This is a genomic window from Sphingobium naphthae, assembly GCF_043589935.1.
In the GTDB taxonomy this organism is placed as follows: Bacteria; Pseudomonadota; Alphaproteobacteria; order Sphingomonadales; family Sphingomonadaceae; genus Sphingobium; species Sphingobium naphthae_A.
The window spans coordinates 952919-972630 of sequence record NZ_CP171454.1; the positions used below are offsets into that span (position 1 = coordinate 952919).

A 19712-nucleotide genomic window follows, 5' to 3' on the forward strand; every position below is an offset into this window, starting at 1 on the left:
CATGGACGACAATACCCGCCGCGCAGCCCTCGACTATCACCGCTATCCGCAACCCGGCAAGCTCCGCATCGAGCCGACCAAGCGCATGGTAAACCAGCGCGACCTGGCGCTGGCCTATTCGCCCGGCGTCGCCGCGCCCTGCGTCGAGATCGCCGCCGATCCCGACAAGGCGATGGACTATACCGCGCGCGGCAATCTGGTCGCGGTCATCTCCAACGGCACGGCGGTGCTGGGCCTGGGATCGATCGGCGCGCTCGCGTCCAAGCCGGTGATGGAGGGCAAGGCCGTCCTCTTCAAGAAATTCGCCGACATCGACGTGTTCGACATCGAGGTCGACACCACCGACACCGACGCCTTTGTGGAGGCCGTCGCGCTGCTGGAGCCGACCTTCGGCGGCATTAACCTGGAAGACATCAAGGCGCCCGAATGTTTCGAGATCGAGCGCCGGTTGAAGGAGCGGATGAACATTCCGGTCTTTCATGACGACCAGCATGGCACCGCCATCGTCGTCGCGGCCGCCGTGCGCAACGCGCTGGTGCTGCAGGGCAAGACGCTGGCCGATGCGAAGCTGGTGACGTCGGGCGCTGGCGCGGCGGCGCTGGCCTGCGTCGACCTGCTGGTGTCGATGGGCCTGCCGATCGAAAATGTCACCATGACCGACAAGGATGGCGTCATCCATGCCGGGCGAGAGGGCATGTTGCCGAACATGGCGCGCTATGCCCGCTCCACCAATGCGCGCACCCTGCCCGACGTGCTGCCGGGCGCGAACCTGTTCCTGGGACTGTCGGCGCCGGGCGTGCTGAAGCCCGAATGGCTGCCGCTGATGGCGCCCAATCCGCTGATCTTCGCGCTCGCCAATCCCGAGCCGGAAATCCGCCCGGAAGCCGCACGCGAGGTGCGGCCGGACGCAATCATCGCCACCGGCCGGTCGGACTATCCCAACCAGGTCAACAATGTCCTGTGCTTCCCCTATATCTTCCGCGGCGCGCTGGACGTCGGGGCGACGCAGATCAACGAGGCGATGAAGGTCGCCGCCGCCGACGCCATCGCGGCCCTCGCCCGCATGCCCGCCCATGACAGCGTGGCGCAGGCCTATGGCGGCCGCAAGCTGGTGTTCGGCGCGGACTATATCATCCCGACGCCCTTCGACCCGCGCCTGATCGGCGAGATCGCCGTGGCCGTCGCCAAGGCAGCGATGGACAGCGGCGTCGCGAAGAAGACGCTGAACCTCGAGGAGTATAAGCGCAGCCTGACACACCAGAATACCCGGTCGGGGCAGTTGATGCTGCCGGTGTTCGAAGCCGCGCGCGGCAGCGGCACGCGCATCGCCTATGGCGAGGGCGAGGATGACCGCGTGCTCCGCGCCATCCGCGACGCGCTGGACGAAGGGATCGTCCGCCCGACCATCGTCGGCCGTCGCCGCATCCTGGAACAGAAGCTGCCCGAACTGGGGCTGAGCTTCGACCTGGACCGCGATGTCGAGATCGTCGATCCGGAAACCGACCATCTGGTGATGGGCGAACTGGTCGAGGCCTATCGCGCCGTTGCCGCGCGCAAGGGCGTGCCGGCCGACGAGATTTTGCGCCATGTCTATCGCCGCCCGACCGTCACCGCCGCCATGCTGCTGCGCACCGGGCGCGTCGATGCCGCGCTGGTGGGCGGCCGGTCCGAATATTGGGGGCAGGTCGAACATGTGCTGCGCATCATCGACCGGGTACCGAGCCACAGCCGCGTCTATGCGCTGTCCGGTCTGATCCTGGACGCAGGCGCGCTGTTCATCACCGACACCCATATGGTGCCCGATCCCACCACCGACCAGATCGCGGAAATGACGATCGCGGCGGCGGCGGAGATCGCGCATTTCGGCCTGAAGCCGCGCGTCGCCCTGCTGTCCCATTCCAATTTCGGATCGTCGCATACCGACAGCGCGCGCAAGATGCGCCGCGCCTACAAGATGGTGCGCGACATGGCGCCCCATCTGGCGGTCGATGGCGAAATGCATGCGGATGCGGCGCTCAGCCAGGCGCTGCGCGAGCGGCTGATCCCCGATTCCCGGTTCGAAGGGTCGGCCAATTTGCTGGTCATGCCCAATCTGGATGCGGCCAACATCACGCTGACCGCCCTGTCGGCATCGTCCAGCTCGCCGACGGTGGGCCCGATGCTGATGGGCCTGTCCAAGCCCATTCATGTGCTGACGCCCGGCGTCACATCGCGCGGCATCCTCAACCTGACGGCGATCGCGGCGGCCGAGGTGGCGCGGGAAGGCGTCGCTTAACCTTTCCGCCCTATCCTGCGCCCCGACAGGAGGCATGATGATGGCAGCGTTGATCAAGGCACTGGCGAAAAGCATCGGTCCCAAGCTGGCGATCGGCCTAGCCCTGGGCGGCGGCGCGTGGGCCGCCATGCATGTGCTGGAGTGGCCGGCCGAGCGCGACGCAGCAGCGGCGAGCGATCCGCAGGTCGACACGGCGGCCGCGCCTGCCCCCGCTCCAGCCTCTGCCCCGGCCAGCGCGGCCCCGACCAAGCCCGCCGAGCGGCGCAGCGACCAGCCGATGGCGATCGACCCGCGGGCATTGACGGTGAAGCGCGTGCTCGCGATCGACGGCCCGTTCCGCCATGGCCACTATGTCTGGGACGAAAAGGGCGCGCCGGCGAGCGGGCCGGTCATCATCACCATCGACCTCAAGGCCGAGACGCTGTCCGTCTTTCGCGCCGGATATGAGATTGGCGCGGCCGTGATCCTGTATGGCGCGACCGACAAGCCGAGCCCGCTGGGCGCTTTCCCGATCACGCAGAAGGACGCCGACCATGTGTCGAACCTGTATGACGCGCCCATGCCCTATGCGCAGAGGCTGACCAGCGACGGCGTGTTCATCCATGGCAGCGATGTCGAATATGGCCGCGGCACGCATGGCTGCATCGGCGTGCCCACCGCGTTCGCCAAGAAATTGTTCGGCGTGACCAAGCTGGGCGACATCGTCGTCATTACCAATGGCAAGATGCTGAACGTCGGCAAGGCGCAGGTCGGCGCCTAAAGCGGGGCGTCCTCGATCCGGGGCCGGTGCGCGACGGTGAGGGCGCTGCCAGCCGAGGCGACCATGATGCTGAGGATCGCCAGCCACTGGATGGCGCTCAGCCGCTCGCCCAGCACCACGAAGCCCGCCAGCGCGCCGATCGCGGGCGCGGAACTGAGCAGCAGGCCGAAGACCGGCGCGGGCAAGCGCCGCATCGCTTCCATCTCCAGCGAATAGGGCAAGGCGCTCGACAGGAAAGCGACGGCGAAGGCGACAAGTAGAAGATGCGGCGCATGGAGCGCGGCGCCGACCGGCCCGACCGCGGCCGGGCTGATGAGGATGGCGGCGACCAGCATGCCCCAGGCCACGGCGTCGCCGCCGATCCCGGCCGAGACCCGCTTGCCCGCCACAATATAGAGCGCCCAGCAGATCGCCGCGCCGCAGGCAAAGGCGACGCCCAGCGGATCGAGCCGGGCGTCGGGCCGGATCGGCAGCAGCAGCAACAGCCCCGCGATGGCCGCCGCGAGCCACAGGAAATCGCGCGGGCGGCGCGAGCCGAACAGCACGATGGCGAGCGGCCCGGTGACTTCGATGGCGATCGCGGTGCCGAGCGGTATGCGCGCGAAAGCCTGATAGATCAGCAGGTTCATGAGCGCGAGCGTCGCGCCATAGCCAAGCAGCGGCCAGCGCAGCGCCGGTGGCACCCTGCGCCGCCAAGGCCGGCGGAAGAACAGGAGGAGCAGCGCCGCCAGCAGAATGCGCAGCGCTGCGACGCCCGGCGCCCCGACCAGCGGAAAGAGCGTCTTGGCAAAGGCGGCGCCGAGGTTCATCGACAGGAGCGAGAGCAGCACCGCGCCCGTCCCAATCATCGTCCCGCGCGCGTGCTGTTCGTGCCTGCCCATGGGTGGCGGCTATAGAGCATCGCAGGCGGCGCGCCATGCCCCTTGTCGGCCGGCGATTGCATCGGCCGCAGCGGCAGATGCAACAAAGTCATACGAATGCGGGATTGACCAGCGCTGTCATCGCGCCCATCTGCGGAGCTTCCGCATATTGCTATGCAACATGGAGCCCGCGATGAGCGCTCACCCTCATCAGGCGCATCCCGCGCTTGTCCTCTTCGCGCTGTCGGTCGGCGCCTTCGCGATCGGCACGACCGAATTCGCGGCGATGAGCCTGCTGCCTTTCTTCGCGCGCGATCTGGGGATCGACGCGCCGACGGCGGGCCATGCGATCAGCGCCTATGCGCTGGGCGTGGTCGCCGGCGCGCCGGTCATCGCCGCGTTCGGCGCGCGCTTGCCGCGGCGCACGCTGCTGATCGGCCTGATGGCGATGTTCGCGCTGGCCAACGGCCTGTCGGCGCTGTCGCCCAGCTATCACTGGATGCTGCTGTTCCGGTTCCTGTCCGGCGTACCTCATGGCGCCTATTTCGGGGTCGCCGCTTTGGTGGCGGCGAGCCTGGTGCCGATCGAAAAGCGGGCGCAGGCGATCGCGCGCATGTTTGCCGGCCTGACCGTCGCCACGATCATCGGCGTGCCGGTGGCGAACTGGATGGGCCAGGCGCTCGGCTGGCGCTGGGGCTTTGGCGTGGTCGCCGTGCTGGCGCTCGCCACTGTGACGCTGGTCGCTATCCATGCCCCGCGCGACGGCGGCGACCCCAAGGCCAGCCCGATGCGCGAATTGACCGCGCTGCAGCGCCCGCAAGTATGGCTAACACTGCTGACCGGGGCGATCGGCTTTGGCGGGCTCTTCGCCGTCTACACCTATGTCGCGTCAACCATGATCGAGGTGACGCATGTGTCCGAAGCCTATGTGCCGCTGATCCTGGCCATTTTCGGCGTCGGCATGACGCTGGGCAATCTCGCGTCGGCATGGGCAGCGGATCGGGCGCTGAACCGCACGGTCATTGGCATCATGCTGTGGAGCGCCGCGTCGCTGGCGTTGTTCCCACTGCTGGCGGGCAATGTCTGGACGCTGGGCCTCGTCATCTTCATGATCGGCCTGGGCGGCGGGCTGGGCACGCCGTTGCAGGCGCGGCTGATGGACGTGGCGGGCGATGCCCAGACGCTGGCGGCGGCGCTGCACCACAGCGCCTTCAACGTCGCCAATGCGGTCGGCCCCTGGCTCGGCGGCCTGTCGATCGCGGCGGGCCATGGGCTGGTATCGACCGGCTGGATCGGCGCGGCGCTTTCGCTGGGCGGCCTGGCGGTGTTCCTGATCGCCATCGACCTGGAGCGACGCGCCGCCCCGGTTATCGCAGCAGCCGCCGAATAAAGCCGCTTCCGCATTAGCCGCGCGCTCGATAAGCTGGCGCAATGGGGGATGATAACCGGGAAACGATATTGGCCGATGCGGCCATGGCGGCGCTGCGGCGAGGCGATGCGGCGGGGGCGCTGGCGACGCTGCGCGACATGCGGGATCCCCCGGCGATGCTGCTGGCCCAGGCCTGCAATCGCAGCGGCGATCTGGACGGCGAGGCAGCGGCGCTGCGCCGGATCTTGGACAGCGACATCCGCAACCTGCCCGCGCTGCTCGCCATGGGGCAGAATGCGCAGCGCCGGGGTGATGCGCGCGGCGCCACCAGCTGGTTTCGCTCCGCACTGGCGCAGGCGGCCGCGACGGGCGCGCCGCCGCAGCTTCAGCCGCTGCTGCAACAGGCGCAGGCCAGCATCGCCCAGTCGAGCCGCAGTTTCGAGGATCATCTGACCGCTGCGATGAGCGACCTGCCGCCCCTGCCCCGCGTCCAGTTGGCGACCGACCTGATGCTGGGCAAGCGGACGCTGTTCCTGCAGCAGCCGAGCATGTTCTATTTTCCGGAACTGCCGCAGCGCGCTTTCTGCGAACGGTCGGAGTTCGACTGGGTGCCGGCGGTCGAGGATATGACAGACGCGATCGTCGCGGAACTGGAGGCGGTGCGCGCGCAGGAGGAGGCAGCCTTCGCCCCCTATGTCCAAGCGTCGCCGCTGCGTCCCGCGCCCAATAATCCCTTGCGCGACGATGCGCGATGGAGCGCGCTGTATTTCTGGCAGAATGGCGCCCCGGTTGCGGAGAATGCGGCGCGCTGCCCGGCGGTGATGGCGGCGCTGGCGCAGGCCCCGATGCCCATCATCGAAGGGCGATCCCCCGTGGCGCTATGGTCGCTGCTGGAACCCGGCACGCACATCCAGCCGCATCATGGGCTGCTCAACACCCGCCTCATCTGCCACTTGCCGCTGCTGACGCCGGAGGGCTGCGCCCTGCGCGTGGGCGCGGAAACGCGGGAATGGCGCAAGGGCGAGATGCTGCTGTTCGACGACAGTATCGAGCATGAAGCCTGGAACCGCAGCGCGGAAACGCGCGTGGTGCTGTTGTTCGAAATCTGGCGGCCCGAAATCTCCCCGGAGGAGCGCATGGCGCTTACGCAGTTATTTCAGGCGATCGACCATTTCGGCCCGGCGCAGGTCGATACCGGCGGCTGAGGAGCCACGATCGCTCAGCGCATCTGTTGGGTGATCACGTCGAAGGGCTGCGGGCGGCCCAGGTGGAAGCCCTGGCCGATGGGGCAGCCATGGGCGAGCAGCAATTGGGCCTGCCCCTCCGTCTCGACGCCTTCGGCGACCACTTCCATGCCGAAGCTGGCGCCGAGCTTGACGATGGCGTCGACGATCGCGGCGTCCCCGGCGTCCTGGTCCATATTGCTGACGAAGCTGCGGTCGATCTTGAGCACGTCGACGGGATAATGTTTGAGATGGCTGAGCGACGCGTAGCCGGTGCCGAAATCGTCGAGCGCCACGCGGACGCCTTCCTGCGCGAAGCAGCGCAGCGCGGTGGCGACCTGATCCGCGCCTCGGCCCAGGAACACCGTTTCCGTCACCTCGATTTCCAGGTGGCGCGTGGGCACGCCGGCGGCGACCAGCCGTTCGAGCACGGAGTCAGCGAAGCCCGAATGGGTGAAATCGGCGGCTGACGCGTTTATCGCGACGCTGCCGGGATCACGCCCGGCATCGAGCCAGCGCACCAGATCGCGCAGCACCGCATCCAGCATCTTGCGCGTCAGGGCGACGGCGATCTCTCCATGATCGAAAGCCGCGACGATGCTGGCGGGCGACTGGACGCCCAGGCGCGGATGGCACCAGCGCAGCAACGCCTCATAGCCCGTGACCCGGCGCGTGCGCAGGTCCACCTTGGGCTGATAATAGGGCATCAGCAAGTCGTCGGCGATCACTTGGCGGGCCATGCGGATCATGGAGCTGCGTTGCTGCGCCTCGCACCGCAGACTGGAATGGAACAGCGTCAACCGCCCGCGTCCCGCCGACTTGGAGGCGTAGAGCGCCAGGTCCGCCGCCTTGAACAATTCATCGCCCTGGTCGCCGGCATCGCCGCCGAACAGCGCCGCGCCCATGCTGACGCCGCAGTCGAGCGACCGTCCTTCATGCACATGCGGGCGGCGCAGATCCTCGATCAGGGCGCTGCCCCATGCCTCCAGTTCCGCCGCGCTGCCCAAGGCCGGCGAAATGAGCCCGAATTCATCCCCGCCCAGACGGCCGATCACCGCATCGGGTGGCGCAGCGGCGGCCAGCCGCTTGGCGAAGGCGCGCAGCAGGGCGTCACCGGCGTCATGACCAAGCGAATCATTGGTGCGCTTGAGATCGTCGATGTCGAGCAGCAGCAGCGCGAAGCTTTCGCCCGAAACCTTGGCGGCTTCCGCCATGGCATCCAGCTTTTCCTGCCACAGCGCGCGATTGGGCAGGCGGGTCATCGCGTCATGCGTCGCCGCCCAGCGAATCCGCTCCTCGCTCAGCTGTTCCTCGGTCACGTCAAAGAAGGTGACGACGATACGGGTCGAGCGGTCCGCGTCGCAGCGCATGGTCCAGCCCGTACTCCTGATCCAGCGCAGCGCCCCGTCGTTCGCACGATGGATGCGCAGCATATCCTCGAAATGCGGAGGCACCGCGCCCGTGGCGACGCCTTCCAGCACCACCCGCAGCCGGTCGCGATCGTCGGGATGGACGAGGGAGAGCGCCAGCTCCGCCGTGGGTTCGACGTCCGGCGACACACCCAGCATGGCGCGCAGTTCGGCCGACCAGCTGCGCTTGCCGCTCGCGGTATCGAAATCCCAGATGCCCAGCCGCGCCGACTGGACCGCCAGTCGGAACCGCTCCTCGCTTTCCGCCAGTTCCCGCTCGGTTTCATGGCGGTCATGGACATCTTCCAGCGTGCCATACCAGCGCACCACGCGCCCGTCTTCATCTCGGCGCGCCGCCGCCCGCGCGCGCATCCAGCGATAATCGTCTTCCCGCAGGCGAATGCGATACTGGATGTCCAAGGGCGCGCCACTTGCCAGACAGTCGGCCCAACGCGCCATCACACGGGGGGCATCCTCGTCATGCATGGCCTGTGCCCAGCCAACGCCAAGCACATCTTCATATTGCAGCCCGGTCAGGGCGGTAAAAAGCGGGCCTGCTTGTTCAATCAGGCCGTCCGGCGATGCAGTCCATGGCACCTGCGGACTGAGAGCGACGGACCAGCGATAATCCTCGCGGCTTTCCGCGACTGCGGCGTCGAGCGCCTGCTGAGCCTCCTCGACATCCTCAGCCGTGCCGACGAATAACGTCGCGCCATCGGCTGCTCTTGTCCGGCGCATGCGGATGCGCCAGCGGCGCCGCTCCCCCTCCGCCAGCTCAAGCCGGACCGTCTGCGGCGCGGGCGCGTCCTGCGCCGCCGCCTCGATCAGCTTGCGGCGGTCCATGCGGTCGAGCGCGCCGCGCCAGGACAGGCCCTGCGCTCCTGCGCCCAGGCGCAGCAGATCGGGTCCGGCCACACGGCGCCAGAGCAGCAGCCGCCCCCGGCCGTCGGCAATCCAGCGGTAGAGACTGGGTGCAACATCGTCGAACGCCGCAGCCGGGAGGGTTTCGTTGCGAGCATCAGCCAGGGGATCGTGCGTTATCAGACGCCATCCATCGTAGAAGCGGCGGTCAGCGAACCGGTCCACCGCGCCTCTCCCTGGGTACAAAATCCTTCTTCATTGGGAAGAGCGTTAGAGCAAAAGGTTAAAGATTTTAGACACCGCAGCTGCGATTTCGATGCAACCTATGTGACAATCGCCGTCATTTCCGCAGGATCGTCGCTAGTTCGACCTGTCGGGGCGAGGAGGACGAAGCGGGAGCTTCGCTCAGCGCGGCGTCCCCCTCGACCGGATCGAAGCGAGTCCAGCCATCGCGGCCGAGTTTCTCGAGCGGCTGATAGCGGACCTTATACTGCATCCGCGCCGACCCCTTCACCCAGTAGCCGAGATAGACATAGGGCAGGCCCGCCGCCGCCGCGCGCAGGATATGGTCCATGATGATGAAGTTGCCGAGGCCCGGCCGATGCGGCAGCTGCGTGTCGAAGAAGCTGTAGATCATCGACAGGCCGTCGCCCTGGCGGTCGGTCAGGCAAGCGCCGACCAGCTTGCCGACGCGCCCGTCGACGCCGGGTTCGCGATATTCGACGATCTGCGTGTCGACCGGGGTCTGTTCGACCATGTCGGCAAAATCCATCTCATCCATTTCGGTCATGCCGCCGCCCGCGTGCCGGGCGTTGAGATAGCGTTGCAGCAACGCGAACTGCTCCTCGGTCGACCAGGGCTTGCAGGCGCTGATCACCAAATCCTCGTTCCGGCGCAGCAGCTTGCGCTGGGTGGCGTTGGGCTGGAACTGCTGCGTCACCACGCGCACCGACACGCAGGCGGTACAGTCGGTGCAGCTTGGCCGATAGGCGACATTCTGGCTGCGGCGAAAGCCGATGCGGCCGAGCGCGTCGTTGAGTTCCGACGCGTTGTCGCCGCTCAGTTCGGTGAAGACCTTGCGCTCACTCCTGCCCGGAAGATAGGGGCAGGGACTGGGATTGGTCACGAAGAAACGCGGAAAGCGGAAAGGCGCGGTCACGCTCCTCCCCCCGATGCTGCGCTGCCATGCCCGTGCGTCATGCGCCGACTATGCCGTCCCCGCACGCGCAAGAAAAGTTCATTTACTATCAAAATGCGGGGGCAAGCCGTCCCATTATGCGACCTCGATCGGCGCGACCTCATAGCCAGCTTCGCGCAGCGCCGCGAGCAGCCCCTGGAGATGGTCGCGATCGCGCGTTTCGCATTCGACATCGAGGCTGAGCCCCTTGGCCGGCAGGTTGGTGAAGATGCGCTGGTGCGACAACTCAAGGATGTTGACCGCTTCCTGGTCGAAGATGCGCGCGACATGGAACAGCGCGCCGGGGCGGTCCTGCAGGATGATGCGCAGCCGCGCCAGACGGCCCGACCGCGCCAGGTCGCGCAGCAGCACATTGGCGAGCAGCCGGGTGTCTATATTGCCGCCGGTCAGCACCAGCCCGATCTTGCGGCCGGCAAATTGCTCGCGATGGGTGAGCAGCGCAGCGAGGCCCGCCGCGCCCGCCCCTTCGACCACGGTCTTTTCGATCTGAAGCAGCAGGCTGAGCGATTCCTCCAGCCGCCGTTCGCTGACCAGCATCACATCGTCGGCCAGCCGCTCGACGAAGCGACGCGTGACATCGCCCGGCTGCTTGACCGCAATGCCTTCGGCCAGCGTGTCGCCGTCGCAGGCGAGCGTCGCGCCCTTGATGAAGTCATACATGGACGGATAAAGTTCGGCCTGGACGCCGACCAGGCGGATGTCCGGCTTCATCGCGCGCGCCGCCGTCGCCATGCCCGAAAACAGGCCGCCGCCGCCGATCGGGATGACCAGCGTGTCGATTTCCGGCGCATCCTCCAGCATTTCGAGCGCGACCGTGCCCTGGCCGGCGATGATGTCGGGCTCGTCGAAGGGGTGGACGAAGGTCAGCCCCTGCTCCACCTCCAGCTTGCGGGCATGGGCATAGGCGTCGTCGAACTTCTCGCCAAATTGCACGACGGTGGCGCCATGGCCGCGCGTTTGCGTCACCTTCACGATCGGGGTCGTGGTCGGCATGACGATGGTGACGGGCACGCCCAGCCGCTTGCCATGATAAGCGAGGCCCTGCGCATGATTGCCGGCCGACGCGGCGATCACGCCCTTTGCCTTGGACGCGTCATCCAGTTGCAGCAGGCGGTTGAGCGCGCCGCGTTCCTTGTAGGCGGCGGTGAACTGGAGATTTTCGAACTTCAGATAGACTTTGCAGCCCAGCATGTCGGACAGCGTCTGGCTGATCAGCGTCGGCGTCTTGACGATCGACCCGGCAATGCGGGTGCGGGCGGCAAGTATGTCATCGACGGTGACGGGCAGCGGCAGGGCGCTTTCGATCTTGGCGAGCGTGTTCATGCCCTGCGCCCTAGACGAAAATTGCCGGTGAAGAAACTGGAACTGTCCCGACACTGGCCCTATGGCAGGGACAAGCATGCGCAAATCTAAGAGGCTGGATGGCTAGGATCGCGTTTATCGGGCTGGGGACCATGGGTGGTCCGATGGCGGGACATCTGGCGAAGGCCGGTCATGAGCTGACTGTCTACAACCGGTCGATCGGCAAGGCGAAGAGCTGGGCCGAAGCCTATGGCGGGCAGGTGGCGATCAGCGCGGCCAAGGCGGCCGAGGACGCCGAGATCGTGATCAGTTGCGTGGGCACCGACGATGATCTGGCGCAGGTCGCGCTGGGCCGCGAAGGCGCGTTCCGGTTGATGCAGCCGGGCGGCCTGTTCATCGACCATACGACCGTGTCCGCGCGCATCGCCCGGCAACTGTTCGTCGAAGGCGAAAGCCGGGGCATTCACAGCGTCGACGCGCCAGTCACAGGCGGCCATTCGGGCGCGCAGGACGGCCGCCTGTCGATCATGTGCGGGGGCAGCGAGCCGGCGGTGGCGGCGGCGCGGATCGTGATGCAGGCCTATGCCGCGCGCATCGTCCACGTCGGCGGCGCGGGCGCGGGCCAGACCGCCAAGATGGTGAACCAGATCTGCATCGCCGGCGTTATCCAGGGCCTGTCCGAGGCACTGCGCTTCGCCCAGGCGGCCGAACTGGACCTGGACGCGGTGTTCGAGGCGATTTCGGGCGGCGCGGCGCAAAGCTGGCAGATGGACCGTTATTGGGGAACGATGGCGCGTGACGAATTCGATTTCGGCTTTGCCGTCGACTGGATGCGCAAGGACCTGGGCCTTGCGCTGGAAGAGGCGCGGGCCAATGGCGCGACCCTGCCGGTGACGGCCATGATCGATCAATTCTATGCCGACGTGCAGGCCATGGGCGGCCATCGGCAGGACACGAGCGCATTGGTGCGGAGACTGACCCGAGCATGAAGAATTACGTTTCGAGCGCGCTGGCCGGCGCCGCGATGGCGCTCGCCCTGTGCCCCCTGCCCGCGCTGGCCGCGGGCGTCATCGACAATGTGAACGGCATCGCGCTCGATGCCAATGGCGCCATCGTGCATTTCGGCGCGCTGCTGATCGACGATGACGGCAAGGTCGAGAAGCTGATCCAGGGCCGCTACAAGGAACCGGAATATAAACGGCCCAAGAAGCGCAAGAAGGGCGAACCCTGGCCCGAGCCGCCCAAGGGCCTGGCGTTCAAGCTGGATGCGGGCGGGAAGACGCTGATCCCCGGCCTGATCGACGCGCACGGCCATGTCATGGGCCTGGGCCTCTCGCTGATTACGCTGGACCTGTCCGACACGAGGTCGCTGGCGCAGGCGCAGGAGAAGATTCGCGCCTATGTCGCCGCCAATCCGGGCCGCAAATGGATCATCGGCACGGGCTGGAACCAGGAGCAATGGGGGCTTGGCCGCTTCCCCACGGCGGCCGAGCTGGACGCGGCGGTCGGCGACATTCCGGTCTGGCTGGAGCGGATCGACGGCCATGCCGGCTGGGCCAACAGCGCGGCCATCCGCGCGGCGGGCGTGACCGCAGCGACCAAGGCGCCGGCGGGCGGCCGGATCGAGATGGCGGGCAGCAAGCCGGCAGGCGTCTTCGTCGACAAGGCGATGGACCTGGTGCAGAAGGTGGTGCCGCCGCCCGCGCCCAAGGATCGCGACCTGGCGCTGGAAAAGGCGCAGCGCGCGTTGCTGTCGATGGGCATCACCGGCATCGCCGACATGGGCACCAGCATCGAGGATTGGCAGGCCTTCCGCCGATCGGCCGATCGCGGCGCGCTGCGCGTGCGGATCATGTCCTATGCCGCGGGGCTCGACAATATGGTGCTGATTGCCGGCCCCGAGCCCACGCCCTGGCTGTATGACGACCATCTGCGCATGGGCGGGATCAAGCTGCTGCTGGACGGCGCGCTGGGTTCGCGCGGGGCGTGGCTGAAGGCCGACTATGCCGATGCGCCGGGCCAGCGCGGGCTCAACATGATCCCCGGCACGCCGCTGCGCAACATCATGAGCCGCGCGGCGATGGACAATTTCCAGGTCGCCGTCCACGCCATCGGCGACGCCGCCAATGGCGAGATACTCGATGCGGTCGAGGAACTGGGCGACACCTACAAGGGCGACCGGCGCTGGCGCATCGAACATGCGCAGATCGTGGATCCGGCCGACCTGCCGCGCTTCGGCCGGCTGGGCGTGGTCGCATCGATGCAGCCGGTGCATCTGGCGTCGGACTGGCGCATGGCGATGGCGCGCATGGGCGAAGCGCGGCTGCAGGGCGCCTATGCGTGGAAGGCGATGCTCGACAATCGCGTGCCGCTCGCCTTCGGCTCCGATGTGCCGGTCGAAAGCGCCAATCCCTTCCCCGGCATCGCCGTAGCGATGACCCGGCAGGACGCCCAGGGCGAGCCTGTCGGCGGGTGGATGCCGCAGCAGCGCGTGAGCTTTCAGGCGGCGCTGGACGGCTTTACGCGGCAGGCGGCCTATGCGGGCTTTGCCGAAAAGAAGTTCGGCAGCCTCATTCCTGGCCAGCGCGCCGATTTCCTGCTGATCGACCGCGACATTTCCAGCGCGCAGCCGGCCGACATACGGGCGACGCAGGTGCTGGAAACCTGGATCGGGGGCAAGCGCGTCTATGTGAAGGGGCAATAGGCCCCTTCCCCGCGCTCACATCGCGTTGTCGGCGGCGTTGAAGGCGTCGTCGAGGGTCTCGGGCAGCGGCGGCTGAATCGGCTTGTCGCAGCCCGCTTCCTTCATATGTGCGCGCAGCACGTCCATGCGACCCAGATTCCAGCGCGCGAGCGGCACGCCCAGCGGGCGGAAATCGGCGCGCTCGAACAGTTGCACGACATAGTTGCGGCACAGTTCGTCCACCTGGTCGAGCGTCAGCATGCCAAGGTTCATGACCATCGGCCGCCCCGGCACGCCATTGCGGCCGCGCACCAGATCGGTGACGTAGAGGCCGCCGCGCGGGTCGACCAGCACCACGTCCGCCTCGCTCGAATCGATCAGGCGATGGCTGGCGGCGTAGGGCGCGACGAATTCATAGGTGCGCCAGACGAGGAAACCGCTCGACAGGATCGTGATCAGCAGGCCGATGAACAGCGGCCGCATCGCTCCCTGCGGGCGGAAGCGCGCCCAGCCAAGCCCGGCCAGCAGGCAGAAGGGACCGATGAAGCCATGGGCGTAGCGGAACCCCCAGCCATAGCCCTGCGCCAGCGCCAGCCCGCAGCCCGCGATGCAGCCCAGCGCGAGCGGCAGCGCGATCTCACGCCCGCGCAGCATCGTGCGCCAGCGCATCGCGGCGACGCCTAGTGCAGCGAGCGGCACCATCAGGACATTGTTCCAGGCGATATAGCGGCTGAGATTGACCAGCGGCTGCCAGCGATCGCCGAGCCGTTCGAACAGGCTGCCGATCTTGTCCGCGACGCCCGCCGAGGGCCGCACATCCGCCGGCGCGCCCAGCGCATGGAGCAGGAAGCCGGGCCAGAGCTTGGCCCAGACGATGACGATCGCGACCAGCGTCAGCGCGTGGAAGGCGGCCGCGCCCCAGCGCCGCGCCAGCAGCATCCAGAGGATGAAGGGGGCGATGAACAGCGGCGGGAAATGCCATTGATGCAGGCCCGCCGCGATCAGCGCCACCAGCCCCGCCGCGCCATGACCCAGCCAGCCGCCGCGCAGCACCAGCGCCAGCCAGACGAGGTTGAGCGCGAAATGGCCGGTCATGGCATAGGGCGTCATTGCCGTGACCCACAGCTGGCTCGACGACAGGCCAAGCAGCAGCGTCACCCAGACGGCATCGGGACGGTCCGGCATCAGCCGCAGCGCGATGCGCCAGAGCGCGAGAAGCCCTGTCACCAGCAGCACGGGCCCGGCCAAATTGGGGTCGCCCAGCTGCCAGAACAGCGCCTGGATCGCGCTGTTCACCGGCAGATAGGCGGCGGTCCAGTAATCGGCCGCGCCGAAGGGCGAGAAAAATTCGGGCATGATCGCCCGGCGATAGGGCTCCCATTCGATCGGGATCGGCCGCGCGAACAGCCCTTCGCGCATATAGGCGGCGGCGAAGCGAGCGACTTCCTCGTCCCGGCTGATCGCATAATCCTGGAAGAGGGCATAGTGGCCGGCCCAGGCGACAAGCCCAAGCAGCACGACCAGCGGCACGACGATGCGCGCGGTCGGAGGCGGCAGATGGAAGCCCTTCCCTTCCGCCCAGGGCGCCGCCAGCGCCATCAGCGCGAGCGCGCCGAGCAGCGCGGGCAGATCCTGGTCCAGCAGCAGGATGACGGCCAGACTGACCCCGTGCCGGTAGGTGACGTGCCAGAGGAAGGTGGCGTAGAGCCAGAAGGCCAGGCCGAGCGCGCCCAGCAGGAACAGGCGACGCGCATCCATCTGGGGCGAGCCGGTGCCCATCTTCAATCCCGGACCAGCGCCCGATTGACGAAGATGCCGTCCATTTCGACCAGCAGCGGGAAATGGCCCTTGTTATTGGCGAAGAAAGCGGAGGGCGCAAAATCGCGCGCGTCCAGCCAGTCGATCATCGCGCGATAGCCCGCGCCGCCTTCATAGATGGGGCGGACGCCCAATTCGGTCTGGACGCCCAGCATCCGGCCGATCGCATCCCCCGCCCCTTCGCACACCGACAGGTCGTGGCCCTGCGTATCCATCTTGAGGAAGGGCCGGGCAAAGCCATGCCGCGCCACCAGTTCGGGCAGCAGCGTGTCGAGCCGACGACACTGCATGTCGACCGTCTTCGTCACCTTGTTGCGATCGGCAAAGATGGCGTCCTGCGCGCCGGAGGGGCGTTTGAGCGAACTGAACTGGTCGGCAGCCATGATGTTGAAGCTGGCCGCGCCGTCGAAATCGGACAGGGCCATGTTGAAGACGTGCCAGCGCGGATCGCCGGCGGCGCGCCTGGCCAGAGGCGCGAAGATGTCGGGATTGGGCTCAAAGGAGAGGATCAGCCCCTTGTAGCCCGCATCGCGGCGCGCCATCGTCGCATATTGGCCGCGATTGGCGCCCACGTCGAACAGGCAGTCGACCGCGAAGGCCGCAAGGAAACGGCGCAGCGCCTGCACCTCGGGATATTGGTGGACGCGGCCGGCCGCCGCCAGGCGCAACGCCAGCGCACGGTCGCCAAGTTCGCGCAGATAGCGGTTCATGCGCGCGCCGCCAGCAGCGCCTTGTAGATGTCGATCGTCCGTGTCGCCATATCCCGCCAGGATCCCATATCTTCCCCATAGGCGCGCGCCCGCGCCCCCTGATCCCGCCTGATGGCCGCGCTTTCGATCAGCGGCAAGAGGGCTTGGGCCAGCGCCGGGGCATTTCCGGCCGGCGCGCGCACCGCCACGCCGTCGGGCAATTGCCCGAACATGCCCGCGTCGGACGTGACCATGGGCTTGCCATGATGCAGCGCAGAGAGGAAGGCGCCGCTCGAATCGATATGGCGATACGGGAAGACCAGAATGTCCGCGCACGCCATATGCGCGTCGAGCCGGCCTTCGGTCAGGAAGCCGAAATCGGTGACCAGCCGGTCGGCGAAGCCCGCCCGCGCGACCGCGTCGACCATCGGCGCGACATTCATGAATGGCTTGCCTGCGATCGCCAGTTCGAAGCGATGGCCGGCGCGCCACAGGGCGATGCACGCGTCGACCAGCAGGTCGACGCCCTTATAGGGGCGGATCGTGCCGAAGAAGAGCAGGCGCGGCACCACCGGCGGCGGGACGGCCGCAAGATCGGTCGCGCTCGCCGGGGCAAGGCGCATGGGCGGATGGGGCGTGCGGTGGATGCGGGCGGGGTCGACCCCCTGCCCCACCAGCGCGTCGTGCGTGGTGTCGCCATGGACCAGCAGCGCGTCGAAGCGATCGAGCAGCGCGCGATAGCCGCGCCCCTGAAGGCCCGCATCGGCATGGTAGGCGTCGGCATTATGGACGGTGTGGACCAGGGCGACGCGCCCCGCCAGCCGCTTCAGCATCAGCTGGTCGGCGGGCGCGAGCGGCAGCCACTGGACATGGACGATGTCGGCCGTGGCCAGCGGGCGCAGGTCGCCCAGAGCGCAGGCGATCGCATGGTCCGCCGCCTTGGCCAGGCGAAAGGCGCGCCCTTCCCCCAGCCGATCGCGCAGCGCTTCGCTTCGGCGGAAGAAATGCGGGCTGTAGCGATAGCCCTGCGGCACGATCGCATCCGTGGCGCGCATCGGGCGGCCGAGCAGCGTCACTTGCGCGCCCTGATCCGCCAGCGCCGCGCACAGGCTGTCGTCATAGCGCCCAGTGAAGAGCGAAGGATCGACCATCGCAACCTTCATGCGCGCGCCAGCCGCTTGAGCGAGCCCAGGTGCAGCATGGCGACGCCGAGCAGGGTGAGCGCGTACAGCGCAAGGAAGGCGAGGTCGAAGCGACCGGGCCAGAGCAGCAGCGCCAGCGGCGCACTGGCCAGCGATCCCAGGAGGAACGGCAGCGATCGCGCCAGCAAATGGGTGAAGCGACCGAGCGCCGCCTGGACATAGACCGACACGCTAAGGATCGTCAGCGCGGCGAGCGCCAGCAGGATGAGGCCGATGTCCGCCCGGTCGATCGCGGCCCGGCCGTCGAACAGGATGGCGAACAGCCGGTCGCCCGCGACCAGCAGCACGCCGCCCAGCAGCAGCGCGAACAGCATCGCCGCGCCCAGCGCGCGCGCGAGCAACTGCCGCATCCTCTGCCGGTCGCCGGCATGATAGGCGCGGGTGATGCGCGGCAGGGCGGCCTCCACCAGCGCGCGCACCAGCATCGACAAAGCGCGCGCCATCTTGAAGAAGAAGTCGAACACCAGCATCGGCCGCGGATCGGACGTCGCGGCGGCGATCGTGAAATAGGGCGCGTTATAGGCGATGATGTCGGACAGGGTGAAAGCCGCCGACGCGCCGATGTCGCGCAGATAGTGCGCGCGGACATGGCCACCGCCGACCCGCACCGCCAGCCAGTGCCGCCGGCGCATCCCGAGGCGTCGATGCACATGGCCGATGGCAAAGCCGATCACCGCCATGCTGACCGCCAGTTGCAGCGCGACCGACAGGCGGGGATCAAGGCCCGCGAGGATGGCGAGCAGCAGCCCGATGGTCGCCACGCGCCGGGCGCAATCCAGCATTTCCCACAGGAAATTGCCGTCGACCGCCGCCAGCGCCCGCTTGGCGAGCAAGGCCGGCAGGTTGAGGCAGGCGGACAGGAAGAAGAGCAGGAAGAGCAAGGGCATCCCCGTTTCCAGCCAGCCCAGCCCAAGCGCCAGCAGCAGGATCAGCGCGCCGCCCGCGACCAGCAGCGCGAGGAAGAGGAAGAGCACCCCCATTTCCTCCAGCCGGAACCCGCCATCCGCCGCGACCGCCTTCCTGCCCATGCCCCCCGCATCCTGCCCCAGCCAGTGCCGCCGCAGCCGCGCATAGATGATGCTGGTGAGGCCGAATTCGGCCGAGACGGTGAAGTTGCCGAAGGCGACGAGCAGCAGGAAGGCCTGAAACTCGGCGATCGGCAGGATGCGCACGAACACGAAGGTGACGGCAAAGCCCCAGATCAGCACCAGCCCGACATTGGCCAGCTTGACGAGGGCAAGGATGCGGGCGCTGCCCTCCATCCGCGCGAGACGGTTCATGCGGGCTTGCGCGCCCTGAACAGCCGGTCGTCGAGCGCATAGAAATGGCGCAGGTCGGGATCGACGGCGGCGGCGTCGATCTCTTCCAGGTCGAAGCCGGCGGCGCGGATGCGATCGGCGAAATCCGGGCCATATTGCCGCACATGATCCCATTGGCCAAAGCGCCGCTCGCGCTCGCGCGGGGGCATGGCGAAGCTGCCATCCTCGGTCGGCTTGTCCCAGAGCGGGACGATCAGCCAGGCTTCGCCGCCCGGCTTGAGAGCGCGCAGGATGTTGCGCAGCACCGCCGCGTCGTCGGGCACATGCTCCATCACATGGCTGGCGTAGAACAGATCGTAGCGATCGACGTCGGCCAGTTCCATCAGATCGACGCGCCGCATGCCGGGAACGGTGTAGCGCGCGGGATCGAGATCGGCCGGCACATAGTCGGCCGCGACGGAAAAGCGGCGGACCAGGCTGTCCTCATTGGGCGCCATGTGCAGGATCGTGCCCTGCGCCGGCACGGTCAGGCGGCCTTCGCCGATCAGCCAGTTCATCAGCCGCTCGCGCGGGGATGCGCCGCATTCCGGGCAGCCCCATTCCCCATTGTCGCCATAGCGGAAGAAACCCACCACCGTCTTGCCGCAGGCCGGGCAGCCGCGCGACGCGCGCGCGCCCAGCGCCTTGCGCACTATCAGCGTCGTCCGGGTCAGATGCTTGCCGGCGGCCTTAGCCACCCGCTGGACAGTAATCACGTCATTCTCCGCATGGGGTCTGGCAAGCGCCTATACTATATCGCCCGGC

15 protein-coding genes are annotated in these 19712 nt (G+C 67.7%); 6 read left to right on the top strand and 9 right to left on the bottom strand.

All coding sequences use genetic code 11. The features are described from left to right. The first annotated feature begins 1 nt into the window (after position 1). Positions 2–2275 (top strand): NADP-dependent malic enzyme, encoded by a 2274-nt coding sequence (locus ACGGKE_RS04695; protein WP_394440479.1) that lies wholly within the window; start codon positions 2–4, stop codon positions 2273–2275. A gap of 40 nt (positions 2276–2315) precedes the next feature. Then, a complete protein-coding gene (locus tag ACGGKE_RS04700; protein ID WP_394441731.1) occupies positions 2316–3035 on the top strand; it encodes a L,D-transpeptidase family protein in 720 nt (239 codons plus the stop codon). Here the strand turns inward: ACGGKE_RS04700 and ACGGKE_RS04705 are convergent. Further along, on the bottom strand, positions 3032–3916 hold the full coding sequence (locus ACGGKE_RS04705; protein ID WP_394440481.1) for an EamA family transporter: 885 nt from the start codon (positions 3914–3916) through the stop codon (positions 3032–3034). The two genes, ACGGKE_RS04700 and ACGGKE_RS04705, sit on opposite strands and share 4 nt — an antisense overlap. 172 nt (positions 3917–4088) lie before the next feature. Between ACGGKE_RS04705 and ACGGKE_RS04710 the strand changes: the two genes are divergently transcribed. Continuing rightward, positions 4089–5285 carry an MFS transporter gene (locus tag ACGGKE_RS04710; protein ID WP_394440483.1) on the top strand — a complete coding sequence of 399 codons (1197 nt, stop codon included), beginning with the start codon at positions 4089–4091 and terminating at the stop codon, positions 5283–5285. A 41-nt stretch (positions 5286–5326) separates the two neighbouring features. Next, entirely contained in the window at positions 5327–6469 is a 1143-nt protein-coding gene (locus ACGGKE_RS04715) for an aspartyl/asparaginyl beta-hydroxylase domain-containing protein (protein ID WP_394440485.1), read from the top strand. A 14-nt stretch (positions 6470–6483) separates the two neighbouring features. Here ACGGKE_RS04715 and ACGGKE_RS04720 read toward each other — a convergent pair whose 3' ends face one another. From ACGGKE_RS04720 to ACGGKE_RS04730, 3 genes are all read right to left on the bottom strand, one after another. Continuing rightward, positions 6484–8982, bottom strand: a complete 2499-nt coding sequence (locus ACGGKE_RS04720) for a putative bifunctional diguanylate cyclase/phosphodiesterase (protein ID WP_394440487.1) — start codon at positions 8980–8982, stop codon at positions 6484–6486. A gap of 115 nt (positions 8983–9097) precedes the next feature. After that, the gene (locus ACGGKE_RS04725) at positions 9098–9916 is read right to left on the bottom strand and encodes an arginyltransferase (RefSeq protein ID WP_394440489.1); all 819 of its coding nucleotides are present in this window, start codon (positions 9914–9916) and stop codon (positions 9098–9100) included. Positions 9917–10030: 114 nt separating this feature from the next. Beyond that, a complete protein-coding gene (locus ACGGKE_RS04730) occupies positions 10031–11278 on the bottom strand; it encodes a threonine ammonia-lyase (protein WP_228166659.1) in 1248 nt (415 codons plus the stop codon). Positions 11279–11376: 98 nt separating this feature from the next. Here ACGGKE_RS04730 and ACGGKE_RS04735 point away from each other — a divergent pair, with 98 nt between their 5' ends. After that, on the top strand, positions 11377–12246 hold the full coding sequence (locus ACGGKE_RS04735) for an NAD(P)-dependent oxidoreductase (protein ID WP_394440492.1): 870 nt from the start codon (positions 11377–11379) through the stop codon (positions 12244–12246). Further along, on the top strand, positions 12243–13961 hold the full coding sequence (locus tag ACGGKE_RS04740; RefSeq protein WP_394440494.1) for an amidohydrolase family protein: 1719 nt from the start codon (positions 12243–12245) through the stop codon (positions 13959–13961). The genes ACGGKE_RS04735 and ACGGKE_RS04740 overlap by 4 nt, the downstream gene beginning before the upstream one ends. Before the next feature lie 15 nt (positions 13962–13976). On the opposite strand, the gene ACGGKE_RS04745 is transcribed toward ACGGKE_RS04740, so the two are convergent. The 5 genes from ACGGKE_RS04745 to ACGGKE_RS04765 are packed head-to-tail and all read right to left on the bottom strand — an operon-like array spanning position 13977 to position 19663. Continuing rightward, positions 13977–15719 carry an MFS transporter gene (locus ACGGKE_RS04745; protein ID WP_394440496.1) on the bottom strand — a complete coding sequence of 581 codons (1743 nt, stop codon included), beginning with the start codon at positions 15717–15719 and terminating at the stop codon, positions 13977–13979. A gap of 2 nt (positions 15720–15721) precedes the next feature. Continuing rightward, the gene (locus ACGGKE_RS04750; RefSeq protein ID WP_394440498.1) at positions 15722–16468 is read right to left on the bottom strand and encodes an FkbM family methyltransferase; all 747 of its coding nucleotides are present in this window, start codon (positions 16466–16468) and stop codon (positions 15722–15724) included. After that, on the bottom strand, positions 16465–17610 hold the full coding sequence (locus ACGGKE_RS04755) for a glycosyltransferase family 4 protein (protein WP_394440500.1): 1146 nt from the start codon (positions 17608–17610) through the stop codon (positions 16465–16467). Before ACGGKE_RS04755 ends, ACGGKE_RS04750 begins: the two co-directional genes overlap by 4 nt. After that, positions 17607–18929: a hypothetical protein gene (locus ACGGKE_RS04760; protein ID WP_394440502.1), complete on the bottom strand. Its 1323-nt coding sequence runs from the start codon at positions 18927–18929 to the stop codon at positions 17607–17609. Before ACGGKE_RS04760 ends, ACGGKE_RS04755 begins: the two co-directional genes overlap by 4 nt. Beyond that, positions 18926–19663 carry a class I SAM-dependent methyltransferase gene (locus ACGGKE_RS04765; protein ID WP_394440504.1) on the bottom strand — a complete coding sequence of 246 codons (738 nt, stop codon included), beginning with the start codon at positions 19661–19663 and terminating at the stop codon, positions 18926–18928. The genes ACGGKE_RS04760 and ACGGKE_RS04765 overlap by 4 nt, the downstream gene beginning before the upstream one ends. Between the last annotated feature and the right edge of the window lie 49 nt (positions 19664–19712).